Annotated in this window: 22 protein-coding genes and 1 tRNA gene; 8 read left to right on the forward strand and 15 right to left on the reverse strand. The window is 64.9% G+C overall.

The window, feature by feature from the left end; genetic code table 11:
- Positions 1-17 precede the first annotated feature (17 nt).
- The gene (argH, locus tag ACX93L_RS18675; protein WP_459406195.1) at positions 18-1421 is read right to left on the reverse strand and encodes an argininosuccinate lyase; all 1404 of its coding nucleotides are present in this window, start codon (positions 1419-1421) and stop codon (positions 18-20) included.
- Between the two features lie 24 nt (positions 1422-1445).
- Between argH and tlpA the strand changes: the two genes are divergently transcribed.
- Complete coding sequence (tlpA, locus tag ACX93L_RS18680; protein WP_459406196.1) at positions 1446-2108, forward strand: thiol:disulfide interchange protein TlpA; 663 nt, start codon at positions 1446-1448, stop codon at positions 2106-2108.
- 129 nt (positions 2109-2237) lie between these two features.
- On the opposite strand, the gene ACX93L_RS18685 is transcribed toward tlpA, so the two are convergent.
- From ACX93L_RS18685 to ACX93L_RS18715, 7 genes are all read right to left on the reverse strand, one after another.
- Positions 2238-3119 (reverse strand): 3-hydroxybutyryl-CoA dehydrogenase, encoded by an 882-nt coding sequence (locus ACX93L_RS18685; RefSeq protein WP_459406197.1) that lies wholly within the window; start codon positions 3117-3119, stop codon positions 2238-2240.
- A gap of 129 nt (positions 3120-3248) precedes the next feature.
- Positions 3249-4178, reverse strand: a complete 930-nt coding sequence (locus ACX93L_RS18690) for an electron transfer flavoprotein subunit alpha/FixB family protein (protein ID WP_459406198.1) — start codon at positions 4176-4178, stop codon at positions 3249-3251.
- Positions 4179-4205: 27 nt separating this feature from the next.
- Positions 4206-4955, reverse strand: a complete 750-nt coding sequence (locus tag ACX93L_RS18695; RefSeq protein WP_459406199.1) for an electron transfer flavoprotein subunit beta/FixA family protein — start codon at positions 4953-4955, stop codon at positions 4206-4208.
- A 175-nt stretch (positions 4956-5130) separates the two neighbouring features.
- Positions 5131-5916: a rhomboid family intramembrane serine protease gene (locus tag ACX93L_RS18700; RefSeq protein WP_459406200.1), complete on the reverse strand. Its 786-nt coding sequence runs from the start codon at positions 5914-5916 to the stop codon at positions 5131-5133.
- Positions 5917-5944: 28 nt separating this feature from the next.
- Positions 5945-6523, reverse strand: coding sequence for a cob(I)yrinic acid a,c-diamide adenosyltransferase (locus ACX93L_RS18705; RefSeq protein ID WP_459406201.1), 579 nt, complete (start codon positions 6521-6523; stop codon positions 5945-5947).
- Between the two features lie 13 nt (positions 6524-6536).
- A complete protein-coding gene (locus ACX93L_RS18710; protein WP_169593917.1) occupies positions 6537-6734 on the reverse strand; it encodes a twin transmembrane helix small protein in 198 nt (65 codons plus the stop codon).
- Positions 6735-6761: 27 nt separating this feature from the next.
- Positions 6762-7595 (reverse strand): SDR family oxidoreductase, encoded by an 834-nt coding sequence (locus ACX93L_RS18715; protein ID WP_459406202.1) that lies wholly within the window; start codon positions 7593-7595, stop codon positions 6762-6764.
- A gap of 96 nt (positions 7596-7691) precedes the next feature.
- Here ACX93L_RS18715 and ACX93L_RS18720 point away from each other — a divergent pair, with 96 nt between their 5' ends.
- A complete protein-coding gene (locus tag ACX93L_RS18720) occupies positions 7692-8591 on the forward strand; it encodes a YihY/virulence factor BrkB family protein (protein ID WP_459406203.1) in 900 nt (299 codons plus the stop codon).
- Here ACX93L_RS18720 and gluQRS read toward each other — a convergent pair.
- Positions 8559-9440 (reverse strand): tRNA glutamyl-Q(34) synthetase GluQRS, encoded by an 882-nt coding sequence (gene gluQRS / locus ACX93L_RS18725; RefSeq protein ID WP_459406204.1) that lies wholly within the window; start codon positions 9438-9440, stop codon positions 8559-8561. The two genes, ACX93L_RS18720 and gluQRS, sit on opposite strands and share 33 nt — an antisense overlap.
- Positions 9441-9493: 53 nt before the next feature.
- On the opposite strand from gluQRS, the gene ACX93L_RS18730 reads away from it, so the two are divergent.
- Complete coding sequence (locus ACX93L_RS18730) at positions 9494-10141, forward strand: DNA-3-methyladenine glycosylase family protein (protein ID WP_459406205.1); 648 nt, start codon at positions 9494-9496, stop codon at positions 10139-10141.
- Positions 10142-10226: 85 nt separating this feature from the next.
- Positions 10227-10784: an HNH endonuclease gene (locus ACX93L_RS18735; protein ID WP_459406206.1), complete on the forward strand. Its 558-nt coding sequence runs from the start codon at positions 10227-10229 to the stop codon at positions 10782-10784.
- Positions 10785-10788: 4 nt separating this feature from the next.
- On the opposite strand, the gene ACX93L_RS18740 is transcribed toward ACX93L_RS18735, so the two are convergent.
- Together ACX93L_RS18740 and ACX93L_RS18745 are read right to left on the reverse strand one after the other, a co-directional pair.
- Entirely contained in the window at positions 10789-11304 is a 516-nt protein-coding gene (locus tag ACX93L_RS18740; protein WP_459406207.1) for a disulfide bond formation protein B, read from the reverse strand.
- Positions 11305-11319: 15 nt separating this feature from the next.
- Positions 11320-11910 carry a YqaA family protein gene (locus tag ACX93L_RS18745; protein ID WP_459406208.1) on the reverse strand — a complete coding sequence of 197 codons (591 nt, stop codon included), beginning with the start codon at positions 11908-11910 and terminating at the stop codon, positions 11320-11322.
- Between the two features lie 191 nt (positions 11911-12101).
- On the opposite strand from ACX93L_RS18745, the gene ACX93L_RS18750 reads away from it, so the two are divergent.
- Positions 12102-12186, forward strand: a tRNA-Leu gene (locus tag ACX93L_RS18750).
- 227 nt (positions 12187-12413) lie between these two features.
- The gene (locus tag ACX93L_RS18755; RefSeq protein ID WP_459406209.1) at positions 12414-13451 is read left to right on the forward strand and encodes a lysylphosphatidylglycerol synthase transmembrane domain-containing protein; all 1038 of its coding nucleotides are present in this window, start codon (positions 12414-12416) and stop codon (positions 13449-13451) included.
- Positions 13452-13482: 31 nt separating this feature from the next.
- Here the strand turns inward: ACX93L_RS18755 and ACX93L_RS18760 are convergent, their stop codons facing one another.
- Complete coding sequence (locus ACX93L_RS18760; RefSeq protein WP_459406210.1) at positions 13483-14346, reverse strand: LysR substrate-binding domain-containing protein; 864 nt, start codon at positions 14344-14346, stop codon at positions 13483-13485.
- A 116-nt stretch (positions 14347-14462) separates the two neighbouring features.
- Between ACX93L_RS18760 and ACX93L_RS18765 the strand changes: the two genes are divergently transcribed.
- Positions 14463-14870 (forward strand): tautomerase family protein, encoded by a 408-nt coding sequence (locus ACX93L_RS18765; RefSeq protein WP_459406211.1) that lies wholly within the window; start codon positions 14463-14465, stop codon positions 14868-14870.
- Between the two features lie 52 nt (positions 14871-14922).
- On the opposite strand, the gene ACX93L_RS18770 is transcribed toward ACX93L_RS18765, so the two are convergent.
- Positions 14923-15357 carry a hypothetical protein gene (locus tag ACX93L_RS18770; RefSeq protein WP_459406212.1) on the reverse strand — a complete coding sequence of 145 codons (435 nt, stop codon included), beginning with the start codon at positions 15355-15357 and terminating at the stop codon, positions 14923-14925.
- 200 nt (positions 15358-15557) lie between these two features.
- On the opposite strand from ACX93L_RS18770, the gene ACX93L_RS18775 reads away from it, so the two are divergent.
- Positions 15558-17195, forward strand: a complete 1638-nt coding sequence (locus ACX93L_RS18775) for an AMP-binding protein (protein WP_459406213.1) — start codon at positions 15558-15560, stop codon at positions 17193-17195.
- Between the two features lie 11 nt (positions 17196-17206).
- Here the strand turns inward: ACX93L_RS18775 and ACX93L_RS18780 are convergent, their stop codons facing one another.
- Together ACX93L_RS18780 and ACX93L_RS18785 are read right to left on the reverse strand one after the other, a co-directional pair.
- On the reverse strand, positions 17207-18484 hold the full coding sequence (locus ACX93L_RS18780) for a GNAT family N-acetyltransferase (protein ID WP_459406214.1): 1278 nt from the start codon (positions 18482-18484) through the stop codon (positions 17207-17209).
- 2 nt (positions 18485-18486) lie between these two features.
- On the reverse strand, positions 18487-19890 hold the full coding sequence (locus tag ACX93L_RS18785) for a lipopolysaccharide biosynthesis protein (protein WP_459406215.1): 1404 nt from the start codon (positions 19888-19890) through the stop codon (positions 18487-18489).
- Positions 19891-20011 lie beyond the last annotated feature (121 nt).

The raw sequence follows: 20011 nt of genomic DNA on the forward strand, positions 1-20011 counted from the left end.
GGCTTAAACGACTGTGATCAGTTGCGGGCGCGCCACCAGGCGATCTGCCGGCGTACTTCCTCCGGTGCCGTGCCGCCATAGCTCTTGCGGCTGGCGACCGAGGCCTCGACGGTCAAGACGTCGAAGATGCCGGCGGTGATGGCCGGGTTGATCGACTGGAGGTCTTCGAGCGACAGTTCCGACAGGTCGCAGCTCTTTGCCTCGGCCATGGCGACGGCCTTGCCTGTCGCATGATGGGCGTCGCGGAACGGCAGTCCCGCCTCGCGCACCAGCCAGTCGGCGAGATCGGTCGCGGTCGAGTACCCAGAACCGGCGGCCGCCTTCATCTTGTCGGTGCGCACCGTCATGTCGCGGACCATGCCGGTCATGGCGGCGATCGCCAGTTCCAGGCTTTCCGCCGAATCGAAAACCTGTTCCTTGTCTTCCTGCATGTCCTTGGAATAGGCGAGTGGCAGGCCCTTCATCACGGTCAGGAGTGCGATCAGCGAGCCGTTGATGCGGCCGGTCTTGGCGCGCACCAGTTCGGCGGCGTCGGGGTTCTTCTTCTGCGGCATGATCGACGAGCCGGTCGAAAAGGCGTCCGACAGGCGGATGAAGCCGAATTGCGGCGTCGACCAGATGACGATTTCTTCGGCGAGCCGTGACAGGTGCGTGGCGCAGATCGAGGCGATCGACAGGAATTCGAGCGCGAAGTCGCGATCGGACACGGTGTCGATCGAGTTGCGGGTCGGTTCGCGGAAGCCGAGCGCCTGAGCCGTCATGTGGCGGTCGATGGCAAAGCCGGTGCCGGCAAGGGCGGCTGCCCCGATCGGGCTCTCGTCCATGTGTTCGATCGCGTGGCGCACGCGCTGGCGGTCGCGGCCGAACATCTCGACATAGGCCATGCAGTGATGGCCGAAGGTCACCGGCTGGGCGGTCTGCAAATGGGTGAAGCCGGGCATCACGGTCGCGGCGTGTTCTTCGGCGCGGTCTAGGAAGGCGGCGATCAGCGACGTCAGAGATCCCTCGACCTTCTGCAGCTCTTCCTTGACCCAGAGGCGGAAATCGAGCGCCACCTGGTCGTTGCGCGAGCGGGCGGTGTGCAGGCGTCCGGCGGCCGGGCCGATCAGCTCGGCAAGGCGCGCCTCGACGTTCATGTGGATGTCCTCGAGCTTGCGCGAGAACTCGAACCGGCCTTCCTCGATCTCTGACAGGATCGTGTTCAGGCCGTGAACGATCTTGTCTTTGTCTTCGCCGGTGATGATGCCTTGATGGGCGAGCATGGTCGCATGGGCGATCGAGCCGCGGATGTCCTGGGCGTAAAGCTTCTTGTCGAAACCGATCGAGGCATTTATCTCCTCCATGATGGCGGCCGGCCCGGACGCGAAGCGACCGCCCCACATCTGGTTGGAGGATTTCGTGTTCTTGGTGTCCTCAGCCATTCGATGCCCATCCTGGAGACTGCGATGACAGAAAAAAGACCGCTCGGACTTCCTTCCGCCAAGCTTGTGTTGATTGCGGCGGTCGCCGGGATCATGGCCGGCGCGGTCGCGGTATACGTGAAGCAGGCCGGGTCTGGCAATGGCGCGGAGACGGCGGAGGCCGCCCAGTGCGCGGGGAGCATCGAAAAGGCTGCGGCCTTGAAGCCCTTCACCACCGGCGAGGTCGCGGCGATGGTGGCGGCGAGCGAGCCGCGCCTGATCGGCGGCCTCACCTTCAAGGACCAGGCGGACAAGGCCACGACAATTGCCGACTTCTCCGGCAAGACGCTGCTGGTCAATCTCTGGGCCACGTGGTGCGTGCCCTGCCGGGAGGAAATGCCGGCCCTCAACGCGCTGCAGAAGGCTGAGGGCAGCGACAGGTTCCAGGTGCTGGCGATCAACATCGACACCGGACCGGTCGACAAGCCGAAGGCTTTCCTCGACGAAATCGGCGTCGATGCGCTCGGGCTTTATCGCGACGCCAGCATGGGCGTATTCAACACGATGAAGAAGGAAGGCCTCGCCTTCGGCCTGCCGGTCACCCTGCTTCTCGACGGCAAGGGCTGCCTGCTCGGCGCGATGAACGGTCCCGCCCAATGGGACAGCAAGGACGCCCGGGCGCTGGTCAAGGCCGCCGTCGGCAGCTGAACATCGCCTCACTGCTCATTGCCGAGGATTGGCCCCTCGATCCCGGCGGTGGCATCGTTTCATGTCCCGGTGGTGAAAGGCGGCCGCCTTTTTCCGGGAACAACGCCCTTGGCGTCAAGGAGAACGGTGTTACCGCGTCGGGACCGGTACTTCGCCGCGGTAATCGTAGAATCCGCGGCCGGACTTGCGGCCGAGCCAGCCGGCTTCGACATACTTCACCAGCAGCGGGCAGGGACGGTACTTGCTGTCGGCCAGGCCGTCGTGCAGCACCTGCATGATCGACAGGCAGGTGTCGAGGCCGATGAAGTCGGCCAGCTGCAGCGGGCCCATCGGATGGTTGGCGCCGAGCTTCATCGCGGTGTCGATCGCCTCGACCGAGCCGACGCCCTCATAGAGTGTGTAGATCGCCTCGTTGATCATCGGCAGCAGGATGCGGTTGACGATGAAGGCCGGGAAGTCCTCGGCGACGGTGATCGTCTTTTCCAGCGAGCGGACGAAGGTCTTTGCGGTTTCGAAGGTCACCTCTTCGGTCGCGATGCCGCGCACCAGTTCGACCAGCTTCATCACCGGAACCGGATTCATGAAGTGGATGCCCATGAAGCGTTCCGGGCGGTCGGTCGCAGCGGCGAGGCGGGTGATCGACAGCGAGGAGGTGTTGGTGGCGAGCAGCGCCTCGGGTTTCAGGACCGGGCAGAGCTGTGCGAAGATTTTGCGCTTGACCGTCTCGTCCTCGGTGGCGGCCTCGATCACGAGGTCCATCGGCGCCATGTCGTTGATGTCGGTGGTGCCGGAGATGCGGGCAAGGGCCGCCTTGCGATCCTCGTCGGCGAGCTTGCCGTTGCTCACCTGGCGGGCGAGATTGCCGTTGATGGTGGCGAGGCCGGCCTCGATGCGATCCTTGGCCAGGTCGTAGATGGTGACCTTGTAACCCGCGAGCGCCGAAACATGGGCGATCCCGCAGCCCATCTGGCCCGCGCCGACGATCCCCACATTGCCAATAGTCGTAGCCATCCCGTTCTCCTCGCCAGGCTTTGATCGCATTTCATGAAAATGCCGGGCCAACGAAAGCCAGCCCGGCAAATTGATAGACCCCTGCGGGGCGTTTTTCCAGTCCTTTCGCAGTTGCGAAAGGAACGCAGATCAAAGCGCCTTTTCGAGTTCCGGCAGGGCCTCGAACAGGTCGGCGACAAGGCCGTAGTCGGCGACCTGGAAGATCGGGGCTTCCTCGTCCTTGTTGATCGCGACGATGACCTTCGAGTCCTTCATGCCGGCGAGGTGCTGGATGGCACCCGAGATGCCGCAGGCGATGTAGAGCTGCGGGGCGACCACCTTGCCGGTCTGGCCGACCTGCCAGTCGTTCGGCGCATAGCCGGCATCGACTGCGGCGCGGGACGCGCCGACGGCGGCACCGAGCTTGTCGGCGACGGGCAGGATCACTTCCTGGAACTTCTCCGACGAGCCGAGTGCGCGACCGCCCGAGATGATGATCTTGGCGGAGGTCAGTTCCGGACGGTCCGACGACGACAGGGCGTCCGAGACATGGCTCGAAAGACCCGGATTGGCAGCCGCCGAGACGCTCTCGACAGCGGCCGAACCGCCTTCAGCGGCCGCGGCGAAGGATGCCGTGCGTACGGTGATGACCTTCTTGGCGTCGGTCGACTGCACCGTCTGGATGGCGTTGCCGGCATAGATCGGGCGCTTGAAGGTGTCGGCCGAGACGACCTCGATGATTTCCGAGACCTGCATCACGTCGAGAAGGGCGGCAACGCGCGGCAGCACGTTCTTGCCGACCGAGGTAGCCGGGGCGATGATCGTGTCATAGGCGCCGGACAGCGAAACGATCAGGGCTGCGAGCGGCTCCGCCAGGTTGTTGGCGAGAGAAGCGTCGTCAGCGAGAAGCACCTTGGAGACGCCAGCGAGCTTTGCCGCCGCGTCGGCGGCAGCCTTGGCGCCGGCGCCGGCGACCAGCACATGGACGTCGCCGCCGATCTTGGCGGCGGCGGTGAGCGCCTTGGCCGTCTGGTCGGAGACGGTTGCGTTGTCGTGTTCTGCCAGAAGAAGAATGGCCATGTTCAATATCTCCTCAAATCTTCCGGATCAAAGCACGCCGGCTTCGGTCTTCAGCTTCTCGACCAGTTCGGCGACCGACTTGACCTTGACGCCAGCCTTGCGGCCCGAAGGCTCCTCGGTCTTCAGCACCTTCAGGCGAGCAGCAGTGTCGACGCCGAAATCGGCCGGGCTCTTCTTGTCGAGCGGCTTCTTCTTCGCCTTCATGATGTTCGGCAGCGAGGCATAGCGCGGCTCGTTGAGGCGAAGGTCGGTGGTGACGATCGCCGGGAGCTTGACCTCGATGGTCTGCAGGCCGCCGTCGACTTCACGAGTCACTGTCGCCTTGTCGGCGCCGAGATCGAGCTTCGAGGCAAAGGTCGCCTGGCTCCAGCCGAGCAGGGCCGAAAGCATCTGGCCGGTCTGGTTTGCGTCGTCGTCGATCGCCTGCTTGCCGGTGATGACGAGGCCCGGGGCTTCCGCCTCGACCACGCCCTTCAGGATCTTGGCGACCGCGAGCGGCTCGACCTGATCCTCGGTCTCGACCAGGATCGCACGATCCGCACCCATCGCAAGCGCCGTGCGCAGCGTTTCCTCGGCCTTGGCCGGGCCGATCGAAACCACGACCACTTCGTCCGCCTTGCCGGCTTCCTTCAGGCGAAGCGCCTCTTCGACCGAGATTTCGTCGAACGGGTTCATCGACATCTTGACGTTCGCCAGCTCAACGCCGGAACCATCAGGCTTCACGCGGATCTTGACGTTGTAGTCAACAACCCGCTTGACGGTAACGAGTACTTTCATGAGTTCCTTCCTTCATTGCCCTGCCTGAAAATGCGCTTTCGGGCGGCTATCCGATAGTCAGTGGGCGACATGGATACGCATTTTTTTCCCAATTACAACGTCCGCAGACGCCCATGACCATCCTTAAAACGATTAACTGACTTTTACGTACACGTAAATTTAAGGCGCGACCCGCTTATCGACCCCATTGGAGCGTTCGCCTCTGCCCGCCGGCTTGCGGGACGGGGGCCGACGGCGGCGTCGTGGTCCGGTGCACGACCGCCTTCGGTGTGACGATTGTCCGGTCGAACAGCGGCACACCGCGCCGCCGCATGACGAGGACCAGAAGTGTCCCGGCGAGAATGCCCCCGACATGGGCGCCCCAGGAGACCGTGCCTTCGCCATCGGTCGCCAGCATTACAAATTGCTGGCCGATCCAGAAGGCGAGCGGCAGGAAGGCCGGAAGGGGCAGCGGAAAACGGAAGAGCACGAGCACCCAGATCCTAACCTTCGGATGCAGCATGAGATAGGCGGCAACGACGCCCGACACGGCACCGGAAGCACCGATCAGCGGGGCCTGCGAGAGGGGTGCGACCAGCCCGTGAAACAGCGCACCGGCGGCGGCGCAAAGAAGATAGAAGAGCAGATACCGGACGTGTCCGAGCGCGTCCTCGACATTGTCGCCGAACACCCAGAGGAACAGCATGTTCGAGCCGAGATGCATCAGGTCGGCATGCAGGAAGGAATAGGTGACGAGCGTCGCATCCGGCGGCACGATGGCGAGCGCCGGATCGAGCACGGCGCTGTCGAAGACCACCGCCGGGATGAAGCCGAACCCGTAGACATTGGCCTCGGCCACGGCTTCCGGGGTCAGCAGGACGGTGAAGGCGAAGACTAGCGCGTTGACGAGGATCAGGCCGCCGGTGACGTATTGGCGCCGGATGTGCTTGAGGGCGTTGCGATCGTGCAGCGGAATGAACATTCGCGCGCCCCTTCGGCCCGTTGGCGGTTCAGCGGTTCTTGCCAGGAACCCAGAGGATGTCGGCCTTGCCGCCGTCATTGGCGAAACGGGCAGCGACGAACAGGAAATCCGACAGGCGGTTGATGTATTTGAGCGCCGGTTCGGCCACCGTCTCGCCGTCGAAGCGTGACAGTTCCACCATAATGCGTTCCGCGCGCCTGGCGACGGTGCGTGCGAGGTGAAGATGTGCGGCTGCCGGCGAGCCGCCCGGGAGGATGAAGGATTTAAGCGGGTCGAGATCGGCGTTCAACCGGTCGATCTCGCTTTCGATGCGGATCACCTGCGCCTCGATCACCCGCAGCGGTTCATAGGACAACACTTCGCCGGTCTCGGGCGCTGCAAGGTCCGCGCCGAGATCGAAGAGATCGTTCTGGATGCGCATCAACATGGCATCGAGCTCCGCCATGTCGCCGGTGTGCAGGCGGGCGACGCCGATCGTCGAGTTCACCTCGTCGATCGATCCATAGGCGTCGACGCGCAGGTCGTGCTTGAGGCGGCGCGGCCCCGAGACGAGGGCGGTTGTGCCGTCGTCGCCGGTGCGGGTGTAGATCTTGTTCAGTCGGACCATTGCCGGTTCCTCCTCAGCGGCCGCCGCCGGTCAGCCACAGTGTCAGCATGATCAGCGCGATGGCGATCGCCTGCAGGACGAGGCGCGCCTGCATCAGCTTGTTCGATGTGTTGCCGCTGCCGCCCTTCAGCATGTTGAACAGGCCCCGGATGAGGACGAGGACGACGAGGCCCATGACGATCAGGGCGAGGACGGTGGTGAAGCCGGACATGTTTTCTCTGTTGCTTTCTTTTCAGGCTCAGTCCAGCGATCGCATCAGCCTGTAGAACAGGTCGGCCGGCAAGAGCCGTTTCAGCAACGCGCCCTGCCGGGCCGGTGTGGTCACGAGATAATGTGGGCGGGGTCGTGCCGCGGTCAAGGCATGTCTCAGCACTTTGTAGACCGCCTCGGGACCAAGCTTGTGGCGGTTGATCGGGCCGGTTCCGTTGAGGCGGGCGAGCTGGCGCCTGTACTCCTCTGCATGGGCCGAATTTTCCAGGTCGACATTGGCTTCGATCATCTTCAGCGCATTGGCGGTGAAGCGGCTTTCGATCGGGCCGGGTTCGATCAGACTGACATGGATACCGGTGCCCTCAAGCTCCATGCGCAGCGTCACGCTCAACCCCTCGAGCGCATATTTCGAAGCGGTATAGGCGCCTCGGTAGCGGTAGGGCAGCAGCCCGAGGATCGACGAGCACTGGACGATGCGTCCTTCGCCGCGGGCGCGCATCAACGGGATGATGCGCCGGGTCAGTTCATGCCAGCCGAAGACGTTCGTCTCGAACTGACGGCGCAGGACATCGGTCGACAGGTCCTCGATCGCGCCCGGCTGACCATAAGCGCCGTTGTTGAACAGGGCGTGGATGCGGCCGCCGGTGCGCTCGGATACGGTGTCGACCAGCGCGGCGATGCTGTCGGTGTCGGTATAGTCCATCAGCAAGGTCTCGATGCCGTCCGCTTCGAGTGATGCCCTGTCTTCCTCGTTGCGCACCGTGGCGAAGACCCGCCAGCCATCGGTGTTGAGCGTCCTTGCGCAATGGGCGCCGATGCCCGACGAGCATCCGGTTACGATGATGTTGCGGCGATCCGTCATGGAATGTGTCCTGTACAAACCGCTTCCGTTTCCCATATTCGTTCGCGGGTGACAATCGGCCGTCGATTGACGGCCGGCGGAATTCAAGGAGATCGGATGCCGGCATTCCTGCGTATGCTCTACAAGGTCAGCTTCGACGCGCTCAATCATTTCAGCGAAGACGACGGCTGGGCCATGGCGAGTCACGTCGCACTGTCGGTGCTGCTCGCCGTCTTTCCCTTCCTGATCTTCGGCACGGCGCTTGCGAGTTTTCTCGGTGCCGACAGCTTTGCCGAGACCGCCGTGCACATCATCTTCGACACATGGCCGGAGGCGATCGCCAAGCCGCTTTCCGAGCAGGTCGTGCAGGTGCTCACCATCCCGCGCGGCGGGCTCCTGACGGTTTCGGTTCTCGCTGCCGCCTATTTCGCCTCCAACGGGGTCGAGGCTCTCCGGGTCTCGCTGAACCGCGCCTATCGCGTCGTCGAGACGCGCCGCTGGTATCTCACGCGCCTCCTGAGCGTCGGCTTCATGCTTGGTGGCGTGGCGGTACTTGCCCTCATCAGCGCGCTGCTCGTCGCCGTTCCCGTGGCGCTCGGCTTTGCGGAGAAATGGTTCCCCTGGCTCGAAGGCGTGCTCGCGACCCTGTCGGACTGGCGCATCTACGGCACCCTCGGGCTGCTCGCCTTCGGACTGGTGCTTTCCCATCTCAGCCTGCCCGACGGCCACCGCCGCATTCGAGACGTTCTTCCCGGGGTTCTGCTGACGCTCGTTCTCTGGCTGATCGGCGCCCTGATCTTCGCCTATTACCTGGCGAGCTTCGCCAACTATGCCGCCACCTATGCCGGCCTGGCGTCGATCATGGTCGTGCTGGTCTTCCTCTACATGGTGGGCGCGATCTTCATCATCGGCGCCGAATTCAATGCGGCGCTCCTGAAGTTCGAGGTGCTCGGCCAGAAGAGCCTGGTCGAAGAGGCCAAAGCGTCAAAGGCCGACGAGCCGGCGAATATCGGCTGAGGTCGCCCCTTCCGCCCTCAGCGCCGAAAGGCCCGTGTCGCCCTCGCTCTTCGACAGCTTCCGCCCGTCAGGCCCGAGGATCAGCCTGTGGTGATGATAGACGGGTGCCGGAAGACCCAGCAGCGCCTGTAGCACCCGATGCACCGACGTGGCGTGGAAGAGGTCGAGGCCGCGCACCACATGGGTGATGCCCTGCGCGGCATCGTCGACGGTGACGGAGAGGTGATAGCTCGACGGCGCGTCGGACCGCCACAGGACCACGTCGCCCCAGGCCGCCGGATCCGCGGCGACCGTTCCCGTTTGACCGTCGCCCGTTTCCGTCCAGGAGAGCGTTCCGCCACATTCCTTGAGGGCGCGATCCATGTCGAGCCGGAAGGCGTGGCGCGTGCCCTCATCGATCATTCTTCGTCGCTCGCCCTCGCTGCGGGCCCGGTCGATCGAGGGATAGCGGAGGGCGCCGTCCGGATCGCGGGGCCAGGGCGCGCCTTTGGCCTCCTTCGCCGTCGCGTGGGCCTTCACCTCGCCGCGGGTCATGAAGGCCGGATAGGCGAGACGCCGGGCGATCAGGTCGTCGAGGGCCGCCCGATAGGCGTCGAGATGCTCCGACTGGCGGCGGACCGGGCGCTCCCAGTCGAGCCCAAGCCAGGCAAGATCGTCATAGATCGCCTGTTCGAATTCGGGTGTACAGCGGGTCAGGTCTATGTCTTCCATGCGCAGCAGGAAGCGCCCGCCGAGCGCGCCGGCCATGTCGGCGTTCAAGAGCGCCGAAAGGGCGTGGCCGAGATGCAGGAGGCCGTTGGGGCTCGGCGCGAAGCGCAGGACCGGTCTTTGGAAGGCGGGCGGGATCATCGGTCCATCTGGCACGAAATGCCGGCTGGCGAAAAGAGGGATTACGGGACGACATGACGATCCGCACCACTGCCGATGTCGAGGCCGGTCTTGCCGCGCTCGTCGTGCTCGACCCACGGCTTGAGCCGCTCGCCGCGCGGCTTGCCCCCTTGCCGCTGCGCCTTGCCGAGCCGGGTTTTGCCGGTCTCGCCCACATCATCGTCTCGCAGGTGGTCAGCCGGGCGAGTGCCGAGGCGATCTGGCTGCGCATCCTGCAGGCGGCGGGCGGCCTGCCCTCCGCCGAAACCTACTTGTCCATCGCCCCGGATGCGTCCGCCGGCCTCGGCCTGTCGCGGGCCAAGGCGGAAACGCTGCTCAACGCCGCGCGCACGGTCGTTTCGGGCGATCTCGATCTCGAAGCGGTCGCCCGGCTCGATGCGGACGCCGCCCTTAGGCAGCTGACGGCCCTGAAGGGCATCGGGCCCTGGACCGCGGAAGTCTATCTGATGTTCTGCGGCGGCCATCCCGACGTCTTTCCGGCTGGCGACGTGGCGCTTCGGGCCGCGGTCGGCGATGCGCTCGGTCATGCCGTGCGGCCCGAGATCCGCGAGGTCGCGAGGATCGCCGAGGCGTGGGCGCCCTGGCGCTCCGTCGCGGCCCGTCTCTTCTGGGCGCACTACGCGTCGAAAACGGGTCGCGAGGCGGCGCCGGCGGCCGAATAGCGCGGGCTTCGGAATTGGGCTTCACAATGCTGTAACAACGGACCTAATATGTAGGCGTAGGTGCCGAATCGCTCAGGAGAATGCCTTGACGATTGCAGTCTCGCCCCAGGCCTTGCCGGCGCTCGTGCTGAATGCCGACTACAGGCCGCTGAGTTATTACCCCTTGTCGCTATGGTCCTGGCAGGACGCGATCAAGGCGGTCTTTCTCGACCGTGTCAACATCATCGCCGAATACGATCATTCGGTCTGCTCGCCGAGCTTCTCGATGCGGCTGCCGAGCGTCGTCAGCCTGAAGACCTATGTCCAGCCGACCCGCAATCCTGCCTTCACCCGCTTCAACGTGTTCCTGCGCGACAAGTTCGAGTGCCAGTATTGCGGCTCTGACGACGACCTGACCTTCGACCACGTGATCCCGCGCGCCCATGGCGGCGAGACCACCTGGGAAAATGTCGTCGCGGCCTGTTCGCCTTGCAATCTCAGGAAGGGCAGCAAGCTGCCGCGCCAGGCGCAGATGTTCCCGCACCAGAGGCCCTACCGCCCGACGGTGCAGGACCTGCACAACAACGGCCGTCTTTTCCCGCCCAACTATCTGCACGACAGCTGGGTCGACTATCTCTACTGGGATTCCGAACTGCAGCCCTGATCGCTCAGGCGGTACGGCGGCGGAAGGTGGCCCAGACTGCGATCGCTGCAAGGGCGAGGCTGGTCAGCACGTTCCAGCCGGCAAAGGACAGGCCGAGCACGCGCAGCGCCGCTTCGGTGCAGGAAGGGCCGCGTGTCTCGTTCAGCGCTTCCAGCACATTGCCCGGTGCAGCCCCGCCCGTCGCGCCGACCGCGCAGGTCGTCGGGCCTTCCCAGAACTTCCATTCGACCCCGGCATGATAGGTGCCGAGCCCGATGCTGACGATCATCAGCACGGCGATCACGGCGAACAGGCCGCGAGTGACGGCCGGTGGCAGCCTGAAGACCGACGACAGGATGGCGAGGAGCCCGACGCCGACGCCGATGTAATAGGGATTGCGCTGCAGCAGGCAGAGCGCGCAGGGAATGTAGCCGCCGATATGCTCGAAGCCGAGGGCCGAGCCGACGACGACGGCCATGCCGAACGTCAGAACCGCCGCGATCGCGGTGTCGGAGGTGAGGAGGGATGCGGGCTGGTTCATGGACGGTGTCCGATCTCAGTGAAGAAGGTAGCGGTAGGCGACGTATAGCACGATCAGCACGGCGGCACCGACGCCGGCGATCTGGCCGAGACGCCTTTCGATGAAATCGCGGATCGGTTCGCCGTAGCGCTTGAGCAGCCAGGCAAGCAGCAGGAAGCGGGCGCCGCGGGCGACGATGGCCGACACGATGAACAGCCAGATGTTGATGTGGGCGACGCCCGAAAGGATGGTCACCACCTTGATCGGCGGAAGATGCGCGAGCCCCGAGGTCACCAGCAGCAACAGCACCATCTGGTAGTCGACGGAGGTGCGCAGGCGCTCGAAGGCGTCGAACTTGCCGTAGAATTCGAGGATCGGCTTGGCCACTGTCTCGAAGGCGTAATAGCCGAGGAACCAGCCGGCGATGCCGCCGAGCACGGAGGCGACCGTGGCAATCAGCGCGTAGCGATAGGCCTTCTGCGGTCTGGCGAGCGCCATCGGCAGGTAAAGCACGTCGGCGGGCACGAGGAAGACCGAGCTTTCGATGAAGGCGATGACCGCCAGCCATTTCTCCGCTGACTTGCGCGCGGCAAGCGACATGGTCCAGTCATAGAGGCGACGCAGCATGCTTCATTCCCTGATCTTCGGCCCGAGCGGTTTAAAGCAAGCGGACGGCCGCTGTAAACTCCCGGCGCCGCGACCCTTTATCCGCCGTGCAAACATTTGCGTGAACGGTCGCCGGCGTGAAAAAGGCGGTTGACCGCCTCGGCCCGCTTCGTATAGTCCGGCGCAGTCCTACCGACGCAAGTCGCTTCCGTGCCCCATTGGCGGAACTGGTAGACGCGCTCGACTCAAAATCGAGTTCCGAAAGGAGTGCTGGTTCGATTCCGGCATGGGGCACCATTTATCATTTCCCTCCCGTATGCGCCGCCCTTTGTTCACTGTTTCTGTCGCGTGCAGCAAATGGTCGCGACTTCTTGATTTTCCCGGCGGCGCGGGGGAAGCTTTTGCGGCGAAGGCGACAGGTGCCGACGCGTCCGGAAATGACGAGTGCCCCCAGACCGATGTCCGAAACTCCCCGCAAGACGAAGCCTGATCCCCTGTCTTCCCCGGTCGACGGAGGGCCAATCGTGCCGCGTCCCGATGAGGACGCTGCCGGCTCTGCGCTTTTCGACGAGATCGCACGTCAGGGCGCGGGTGTCAGGCGGGCTGCGCTGTGGAGCTGGATCCCGGGCCTGCTCCTCGTTGCGGTCCTGCTCCTTGCGGTTTCCCGGTTCACGGAACTCCAGCATTTCGTCGCGCTCGCCGCGGCGGCAGATCCGCGCTGGCTCCTGCTCGGTCTCGTCGCCCAGGCGCTCACCTATCTTTGTGCCGGAGGCGTCTGGTGGCTGGCGCTCAGGCATGCGGGCTACCGGATGCGGCTAGCCGGTTTCGCCTCGCTCGGGCTCGGAAAGCTCTTCGTCGACCAGGCCCTGCCGACCGGCGGGGCGAGCGGAACGCTGCTGGTCGCGGCGAGCCTGCGCAATCGCGGCGTGCCGCTCAGGATCGCGTTCTTCGCCATGCTAGTCGGGCTGTTTTCCTATTATGCGGCCTATCTCACCGCGGCGATCGCGAGCTTTGCGATCATCTGGACGAGCCATCGCATGGGCGCGGCGCTCGCCTCCGCCTTCGCCGTCTTCGCAGTCGTTGCGCTGTTCATCCCGCTTGCCGTCATCGCCATCAAGTCGGTGAGCGCGCGCTTCATCCCGGATTGGCTCAAGCGCCGCCCGACCGTGCGGATCGTCATGATGGAAATGGCCGAGGCGCCGCTGTTCGAGCTGATGAGCCTGCCGCTCTTTCTCGGCGCCTTCGGCTTCCAGCTGGCCGTCATCCTGCTCGATGCCGCCACCCTCTGGCTCGCCTTCCGTTCGATCGGGGTCGATGTCGACCCATTCGTCGCCTTTGCCGGCATGGTGTCCGGTTCGATCGGAGCGACCATCGGTCCCGCTCCCCTCGGTCTCGGCACCTATGAGGCGTCCGCCGTCGCGGTCATGTCCATCCTCGGCATCCCCGTCGCTCCCTCGTTGACGGCGGTCGTCGTGTTCCGCGGCCTGTCCTTCTGGCTGCCGATGCTGCCGGGCCTGTGGTTCTCGCGCCGCGAGCTCGGCAGGTCCGCGCATCGGGCCTGAGATGCCGTCGAGTCCAACGTGAGGGGTCGTCTCAGCCTCGATTGCCTGCCAGCGGCAGCATGTCGGCAAGGAGGTCGGCGAGATCGGTTGCAGGCGCGTCGGTGTCGGGGCGCAGGCGAAGGGCGAATTCCGCCTCCGGCAGTTTCGGAAGGCCGAAATCTCCGTCGAGTGGCGGGATCCCGTCGCCGGCCATGCGTCCGGTGCGGGCAGTGACGGCGATCCCGGCCTTCACCGCGGCCGCGAGGCCTGACAGGCTGGCGCTAGTCGCGGCGATCCGGTAGCGGCGGCCGGCGGCATCGAGGGCGGCGATCGCGGCATGGCGGAAGCCGCAGGGCGCGTCCAGCAGGGCGAGCGGCACTTCGCCGTCGATCCCGTGAAGGCAGCGCGGCAGTCCCAACCACAGCATCGGCTCACGCAACACCAGTCGTTCGTCGGTCGACGGGCCGCTGCGCATGGTGAGGGCGATGTCGAGTTCGGCGCGGTCGAATGCGCCCGTCAGTTCTGCCGTCCGGCCGATCCTCAGGTCGAGGCGCAGGCGCGGATAGCTCTCGGCAAACAGGCTGAGGATGGACGGCAGCCCGCTTTCGGCAAAATCCTGGGTGCAGCCGAGGGCAATGCGCCCGTCGGCGCGCGCGCCCTTGAGACTGAGAAGCGCCTCGCGATGGGCCGCGAGGATGCGGCGCGCATGACCCACCAGCGCTTCGCCGGCCTGCGTCAGGCTCCGGCCACGGCCCGCCTGTTCGAGAAGCGCATCCCCGACGATGCCTTCGAGGCGTTGCATCTGTGCCGTGACGGCAGAGGGCGAGCGGCCGACGATGTCGGCGGCGCGGGTCAGCGAGCCTGTCTCGGCGAAGGCGAGGAAGGTGCGGAGCAGTTCCGGATCGAGTGTTTCCATATTTCGATTTTGTCGAAATATTCGTGAATTACAATTCGATTTTTTTGACGCGTTGTTTCTGCGAAAACGGACTGGCCGGGCCGGGATGTCCGGTCATCCATCCAGAAAGGTCCATCATGCCGATCATTTCCGTCGCCATCACCACGCCACCCGACGCGGAGCGCTCCGCCCGCATCGCCAAGACCGTCACCGAGCTGACCCGCACGCATCTGCGCAAGGATCCGACGGTGACGGCCGTTGCCGTCACTCATGTCGATCCGGCGCACTGGTTCGCCGGCGGGCCCTCGCTCGCCGATCAGGGGGCGCAGAGCTTCTGGCTCGATATCAAGGTCGTGGACGGAACGAACACCAAGAGCGAGCTCGCCGATTATCTCGCGGCGATCTATGCGGCCTTCGGGGCACTGCTCGGCAATGTCCATCCGGAAAGTTATGTGCTCGTGCACGAGGTTCCCGCCGCCGCCTATGGCTTCGGCGGCAAGACGCAGGAGTTCCGTTTCATAGAGGGGCGCATGAGGGTCGCCTGACCGCGATCGGCCGACGGTGCATCATCCGGCCTGCCATGACAGGCGAAGGATGTCAGGCCTTGTCGGCGGCTTCCTTGCTCAGATGTTCGAGCAGGGTCTTCAGCTCGCCGGCGCGGACCATCTGTGCCGGCGTGCGGCCGCCGAGCTCGGCCAGATGGTGGCCGCGATACCACTTTTCGGCGGCCTCTACCGAACCGAGGCTCTTTGCCGTGCGGGCAATCAGCAGGCGCTTGGCCTCCGCAGCCGGGAGGCTGCCAGCCTCGATCGCCGCTCCGACCCGGGAAATCGTGGTTTTCAGAGCCTGCTGCTTGATCTTCTGGCGCGTGGCGGAAACGGCCGGATGCACTGGCGCGACGATGTTGACCTTGGCGGTCGCGCCCGTGTCGGCGGCGGGTTTCCGGTTGATCGTCTTGGGGAGCAGGCTGGCATCCACGGTCACCTGTTTGACGGGTTGGCCCAGGCGGACCTTCTTGCCGGGAGTCTTCATGGATGTGCTTTCTGCCAGTTCGGGACGAGTTCGATGCAATGCCGGCAATGCCGGCTAACGGTCTTCAACGTTAGCATGCGGTTTTGAACGGTGTCCAGCGAACTGCCCCGCCGATCGGCCTTTCGGGGGCAAAGTGCACATCCATTGTGCACTTGCGAAATGAATGATAGCAAAATGCCGATGTGAACTGGAAAACCGGCATGTTCCTGCCCGAATACGGTTCCTACGAGCGCATTTATCGCGATTTCTCGTGGGAGATCCCGAAAGACTTCAATATCGGCCGCGCGGTCAGCGACGACTGGGCCGCGCGCGATCCGGATCGCGTCTGTCTTGAGCATTTCTCGCTCGACGACGTGCATCCGTCGATGACTTATGGCGAACTCGCGGCGAAATCGGCCTCGTTTGCCAATGCGCTGACGGCGCTCGGCGTCGCGCCGGGCGATCGGGCCGCCCTGCTGCTGCCGCAGTCCTTCGAGACGGTGATCGCCCATGTGGCGATCTACAAGATGGGGGCTATCGCGCTGCCGCTCGCGCTGCTGTTCGGCGCCGAGGCGCTGGAATACCGGCTTGCAGCCGCCGGGGCAAAGGTGATCGTCACCAATGATTTCGGCCTGTCGCGGCTCGGCGAAATCCGTTCCCGCCTGCCGGATCTCAAGCAAGTGATCTCGATCGAGGCCGCTGGCGACGGCGTGCATGCATTCGGCGATCTCGTCGCGGCGCATCCGCCGGTCTTTGCCGTTGCCGATACCGGGCCGGATACGCCCGCGCTGATGATCTTCACCTCCGGGACCACCGGCCCGCCGAAGGGCGCGCTGCATGGCCACCGGGTCCTGCCGGGCCATCTGCCCGGGTTCCAGATGGTGCATGATTTTCTGCCGCGGCCGGGTGACAAAATGTGGACGCCGTCCGACTGGGCCTGGGCCGGCGGGCTGCTCAATGCCCTGCTGCCGGCGCTGATGCTCGGCGTGCCGGTCGTCGCGTCGCCTGCGCAGAAATTCGACCCCGACACGGCCTACCGGATCATGGCCGAAATGAAAGTGGCCAATGCCTTCATTCCGCCGACGGCGCTCAGGCTGCTGAAATCGGTCGAACGTCCGCGCGAACGCTATGATCTTGTGTTGCGCAGCATCGGCTCGGCCGGCGAGGCGCTCGGACGCGAGACCTATGAATGGGTGAGGGCGACGCTCGGCATCGTGCCCAACGAGTTCTACGGCCAGACCGAATGCAATTTCGTTCTCGGCTCGGCCGCCCATCTGGGGGTGACGAAGGCCGGTGCGATCGGACGGGTGGTGCCCGGGCATCGGGTGGCGATCATCGATGAGACCGGTCGCGAGCTTCCGGCCGGCACGACCGGTCAGGTCGCCATCGCGCGGCCGGATCCGGTGATGTTCCTCGGCTACTGGAACGACGAGGAGGCGACCCGGCGCAAGTTCGTCGGCGACTGGATGAAGACCGGTGATCTCGGCCGTCAGGACAAGGACGGCTATGTCGAGTTCTTCGGTCGCGACGACGACGTCATCACTTCTTCGGGCTATCGCATCGGGCCGGCCGAGATCGAGGACTGTCTGATCGGCCATCCGGCGGTCCGGCTCGCGGCGGCGATCGGCAAGCCCGATCCGCTGCGCACCGAGATCGTCAAGGCCTTCGTGGTGCTCGCCGAAGGTCATGCGCCGAGCGTCGCACTTGCCGGTGAAATCCGCGACTGGGTCAAGCAGCGGCTCTCGATGCATGAATACCCGCGCGAGGTCGAGTTCATCGACGAGATGCCGCTGACCACCAGCGGCAAGGTGATCCGCCGCCTGTTGCGCGATCGCGAAATGGCAATCGCGGCCGAATAGCCGCCGGCCAATCAGTCGGCGAAGCGGCGGGACAGGATCTTGTCGCGCAGGATGCGGGCGAGATTGCGCGTATTGCGATACATGTGGAGCTGGGTTGCCGCCTGGCGCATGTCGCGGTCCGCATTGGGTCGCAGGCCGATGACCAGCGTTCCCATCTCCTCGCGCTCCTTCCAGAAGCGGCTCATGATCGGATGGTCCGACACCGCGCAGCTGTCGGTGCGCTCTATGTTGGGGTCGTCGAGATGCCACTCGGTCAGCTCGGAGAGCAGCAGCTTGCCCGGCGAATAGCGGGCGAAGCTCTCGTCATAGGCCGTCTTCCACGTATAGGCCTCGCCGGCCATGATGAAGACCACCATCGAGGCGACGGCGCGGCCGTTGAGGTCGAGCGTGTGGATACGCACGGCGTCGACTTCGGCGAGATTGGTGATCGCCTCGCGGGCGAAGGCGGCGCGGAAGCGGTCCATGACCATGGCGGAACGCTTGCGTCCCTTCCAGCCGCTCGCCTCGAGCGCCAGGAATTCCTCCATCCGGAGCCGGATCTCCTCGGGCTGGCGGGCGACGTTATAGGTGACGCGGCCGTGCTCTCCCAGAAGGCGGAACTGGCGGCGCATCTCGCGCAGGTGCGACTTCGAGATTGTTTCCTTCAGATAGGTGTCGCCGTCGTCGTAGCTCTGCAGCATCGGCCGGTCGAAGGTGTTGGTGACGGTCAGCGGCAGGTCGCGGCCGATCGCCACTGCCTTGGCGAGCTGCGCGAAGCGGCCGTTGAGGCGCAGGTCCGGCAGAACGAGAATGCCCGGCAGCTTCGCCTCGGGACGGGAGAAGGCATCAAGCAGGTTGTCGATCGTCTCGGCCGCACCTTCGGCATCGACCAGCGGCGTGCCGAGCGGACCGAAGGGGTTCGACCAAGCCCGGATGATCGAGGGGCCGACCGAAAAGCCGGGCTTCTCGACGGAGAAGGGCATCATCAGCCGCACGCGGCTGCGCGTGCCGTTCTCGTCGCGCAGCACGGCGAGCCGGATCTGCCGTTCGTCGAGGCGCGGCATGGCGGGTGCAAGGAAGCGCGGAGCGAAGAAGACGTTCGCCTCCATCACGCGATAGGTGAGGAAGTCGAGTTCCTCCTGCAGGTCGTAGCCGACGCGGCCCGGATAGAGGCTGAGCTGGCGGCCCGGGCGGCCGACATCGACGCGCAGGTCCGCCGCGGGGCGCATCTCGCGCTCGTCCGCCAGGTTGTCGACCAGGCGATTGGCGCTGCTGTTCATGCTCTCGTTGTAGACCGGAGGTTCCACCATGGTCAGGTCGTCCTCGTCCTGTTCAGGATGGCGAGCGGGTCGGCGAAGGCGAAGAGCACGATGCCGAGCGAGGCGCGTATGGCCACGTGCAGCAGGAGTGCTTCCGTCATCGTCGCCGCCGCAGTTGCGACAGCCGCCCCCGTCAGGCCGTAAAGCGGGATCAGCGTCACGTTCAATGTGATGTTGGTTGCGAGCGCGCCGACATAGAGCAGCACGCAGAGCTTCTGTTTGCCGGCCATCGTCAGGAGTACCTCGCCCGGACCGACAAGGGCCTTCGACAGGCTGCCGACGAAAAGGATGGCCATCAGCCCATAGCCGGCCGTAAAGGCAGGGCCGAACAGCCCCAGCAGGAACTCGCCGACCGCCAGCACCGAAAGACCGACCATGAGCGATGGCCAGAAGCTCCAGCGTGCCGTCTTGCCGGCGAAGGCGGCGAGGGGGCGCATGTCGTCTTCGGCCATCATCGCGGAGAAGCGCGGAGCGGCGGCGGCCTTGACCGCGAAGAAGACGAACTGCACCAGCGCCATGGTCTTGGCGGCGGCGAAATAGATGCCGACCTGGTCCGGATCGAGATAGAGCCCGACGACGACGACGTCGGAATTGGTGAGCAGGAAGCCGAAACCCTCGATCAGGAAGATAGGCAGGGCCACCTTGAACCAGGCGAGGAAGTCGATCCGGCGCGGACCGTCGACAAAGCGCTTCTGCAGGCGGTGGTCGATGGTGAGGAACTGGCCGAGGCTGGTGACATAGGTCGCCGCTAGGGCCGCCTGCATGGCCGTCGTCGCCGTGCGCGGCGCGCCGAGCCAGACGGCTGCGATCATGAAGAGCAGGATCAGGGTTGGCCGGACGATATAGGTGGGGCTCAGCGCCGCGACCGGCCAGCTGTTGGCGCGCGCCGTGCCGTCCAGCACGTCGCCGAGCGCGATCATCGGCAGCGCGAAGAGGCCGAGGAAGAGCGGAATGACGTAGTAGGCCTCGATCCGGTCGCCGAAGACATGCAGGAAGGCAAGACCGAAGAGCGCAAGCGCGCTCGCCGAGGTCAGGGCGAAGATCCGGGCCGTCATGGTCAGCCCGCGAATTTCGTCATGCTCGTCGCGGGCGTCGTATTGCGGCAGGAAGCGGATGACGGCGGTGTGGAAGCCGAGGCAGGAGAGGTTGCCGAACAGGACGACGAGCACCCAGACGAAGACGAAGATGCCGTATTCGAACTCGCCCATCAGCCGGGCCTGGATGATCTGCGAGACGAAGGCGATGGCGGCCGAAACGACGCGAATGGCAAAGGCAATCAGCGCCATGCGCTGCGCACGCGCCGTCTCGTCGTCGCGGGTAATGGCGGCAACGACCTTGCGCAATGCCGGATGGAGACCGGATGGCAGGAGCTTTTCCGCTGTCTGGATGACTGCCATGATCGACACAAAAGGCCCATTGGTGACGCACGAACAACAGCGTGGACCATGTCAGATCAGGGTTAAGAAACGGTTCCGATCGGCATGGCAGGGCGGATTTCCATTTACGAAAAAAGGCGGC

The organism is Rhizobium sp. CAU 1783, assembly GCF_054551725.1.

Excerpts from the sequence above, each read along its gene's own strand:
- ACX93L_RS18715 (WP_459406202.1), bottom strand. The coding sequence starts at position 7,595 with ATGACGGATCGCCGCAACATCATCGTAACCGGATGCTCGTCGGGCATC.
- ACX93L_RS18765 (WP_459406211.1), top strand. The coding sequence starts at position 14,463 with ATGCCGATCATTTCCGTCGCCATCACCACGCCACCCGACGCGGAGCGC.
- ACX93L_RS18695 (WP_459406199.1), bottom strand. The coding sequence starts at position 4,955 with ATGAAAGTACTCGTTACCGTCAAGCGGGTTGTTGACTACAACGTCAAG.
- argH (WP_459406195.1), bottom strand. The coding sequence starts at position 1,421 with ATGGCTGAGGACACCAAGAACACGAAATCCTCCAACCAGATGTGGGGC.
- ACX93L_RS18745 (WP_459406208.1), bottom strand. The coding sequence starts at position 11,910 with ATGCTGCGTCGCCTCTATGACTGGACCATGTCGCTTGCCGCGCGCAAG.
- ACX93L_RS18730 (WP_459406205.1), top strand. The coding sequence starts at position 9,494 with ATGACGATCCGCACCACTGCCGATGTCGAGGCCGGTCTTGCCGCGCTC.
- ACX93L_RS18775 (WP_459406213.1), top strand. The coding sequence starts at position 15,558 with ATGTTCCTGCCCGAATACGGTTCCTACGAGCGCATTTATCGCGATTTC.
- ACX93L_RS18740 (WP_459406207.1), bottom strand. The coding sequence starts at position 11,304 with ATGAACCAGCCCGCATCCCTCCTCACCTCCGACACCGCGATCGCGGCG.
- ACX93L_RS18720 (WP_459406203.1), top strand. The coding sequence starts at position 7,692 with ATGCCGGCATTCCTGCGTATGCTCTACAAGGTCAGCTTCGACGCGCTC.
- ACX93L_RS18785 (WP_459406215.1), bottom strand. The coding sequence starts at position 19,890 with ATGGCAGTCATCCAGACAGCGGAAAAGCTCCTGCCATCCGGTCTCCAT.
- tlpA (WP_459406196.1), top strand. The coding sequence starts at position 1,446 with ATGACAGAAAAAAGACCGCTCGGACTTCCTTCCGCCAAGCTTGTGTTG.
- ACX93L_RS18760 (WP_459406210.1), bottom strand. The coding sequence starts at position 14,346 with ATGGAAACACTCGATCCGGAACTGCTCCGCACCTTCCTCGCCTTCGCC.
- ACX93L_RS18690 (WP_459406198.1), bottom strand. The coding sequence starts at position 4,178 with ATGGCCATTCTTCTTCTGGCAGAACACGACAACGCAACCGTCTCCGAC.
- ACX93L_RS18710 (WP_169593917.1), bottom strand. The coding sequence starts at position 6,734 with ATGTCCGGCTTCACCACCGTCCTCGCCCTGATCGTCATGGGCCTCGTC.
- ACX93L_RS18685 (WP_459406197.1), bottom strand. The coding sequence starts at position 3,119 with ATGGCTACGACTATTGGCAATGTGGGGATCGTCGGCGCGGGCCAGATG.
- ACX93L_RS18700 (WP_459406200.1), bottom strand. The coding sequence starts at position 5,916 with ATGTTCATTCCGCTGCACGATCGCAACGCCCTCAAGCACATCCGGCGC.
- ACX93L_RS18780 (WP_459406214.1), bottom strand. The coding sequence starts at position 18,484 with ATGGTGGAACCTCCGGTCTACAACGAGAGCATGAACAGCAGCGCCAAT.
- ACX93L_RS18770 (WP_459406212.1), bottom strand. The coding sequence starts at position 15,357 with ATGAAGACTCCCGGCAAGAAGGTCCGCCTGGGCCAACCCGTCAAACAG.
- gluQRS (WP_459406204.1), bottom strand. The coding sequence starts at position 9,440 with ATGATCCCGCCCGCCTTCCAAAGACCGGTCCTGCGCTTCGCGCCGAGC.
- ACX93L_RS18705 (WP_459406201.1), bottom strand. The coding sequence starts at position 6,523 with ATGGTCCGACTGAACAAGATCTACACCCGCACCGGCGACGACGGCACA.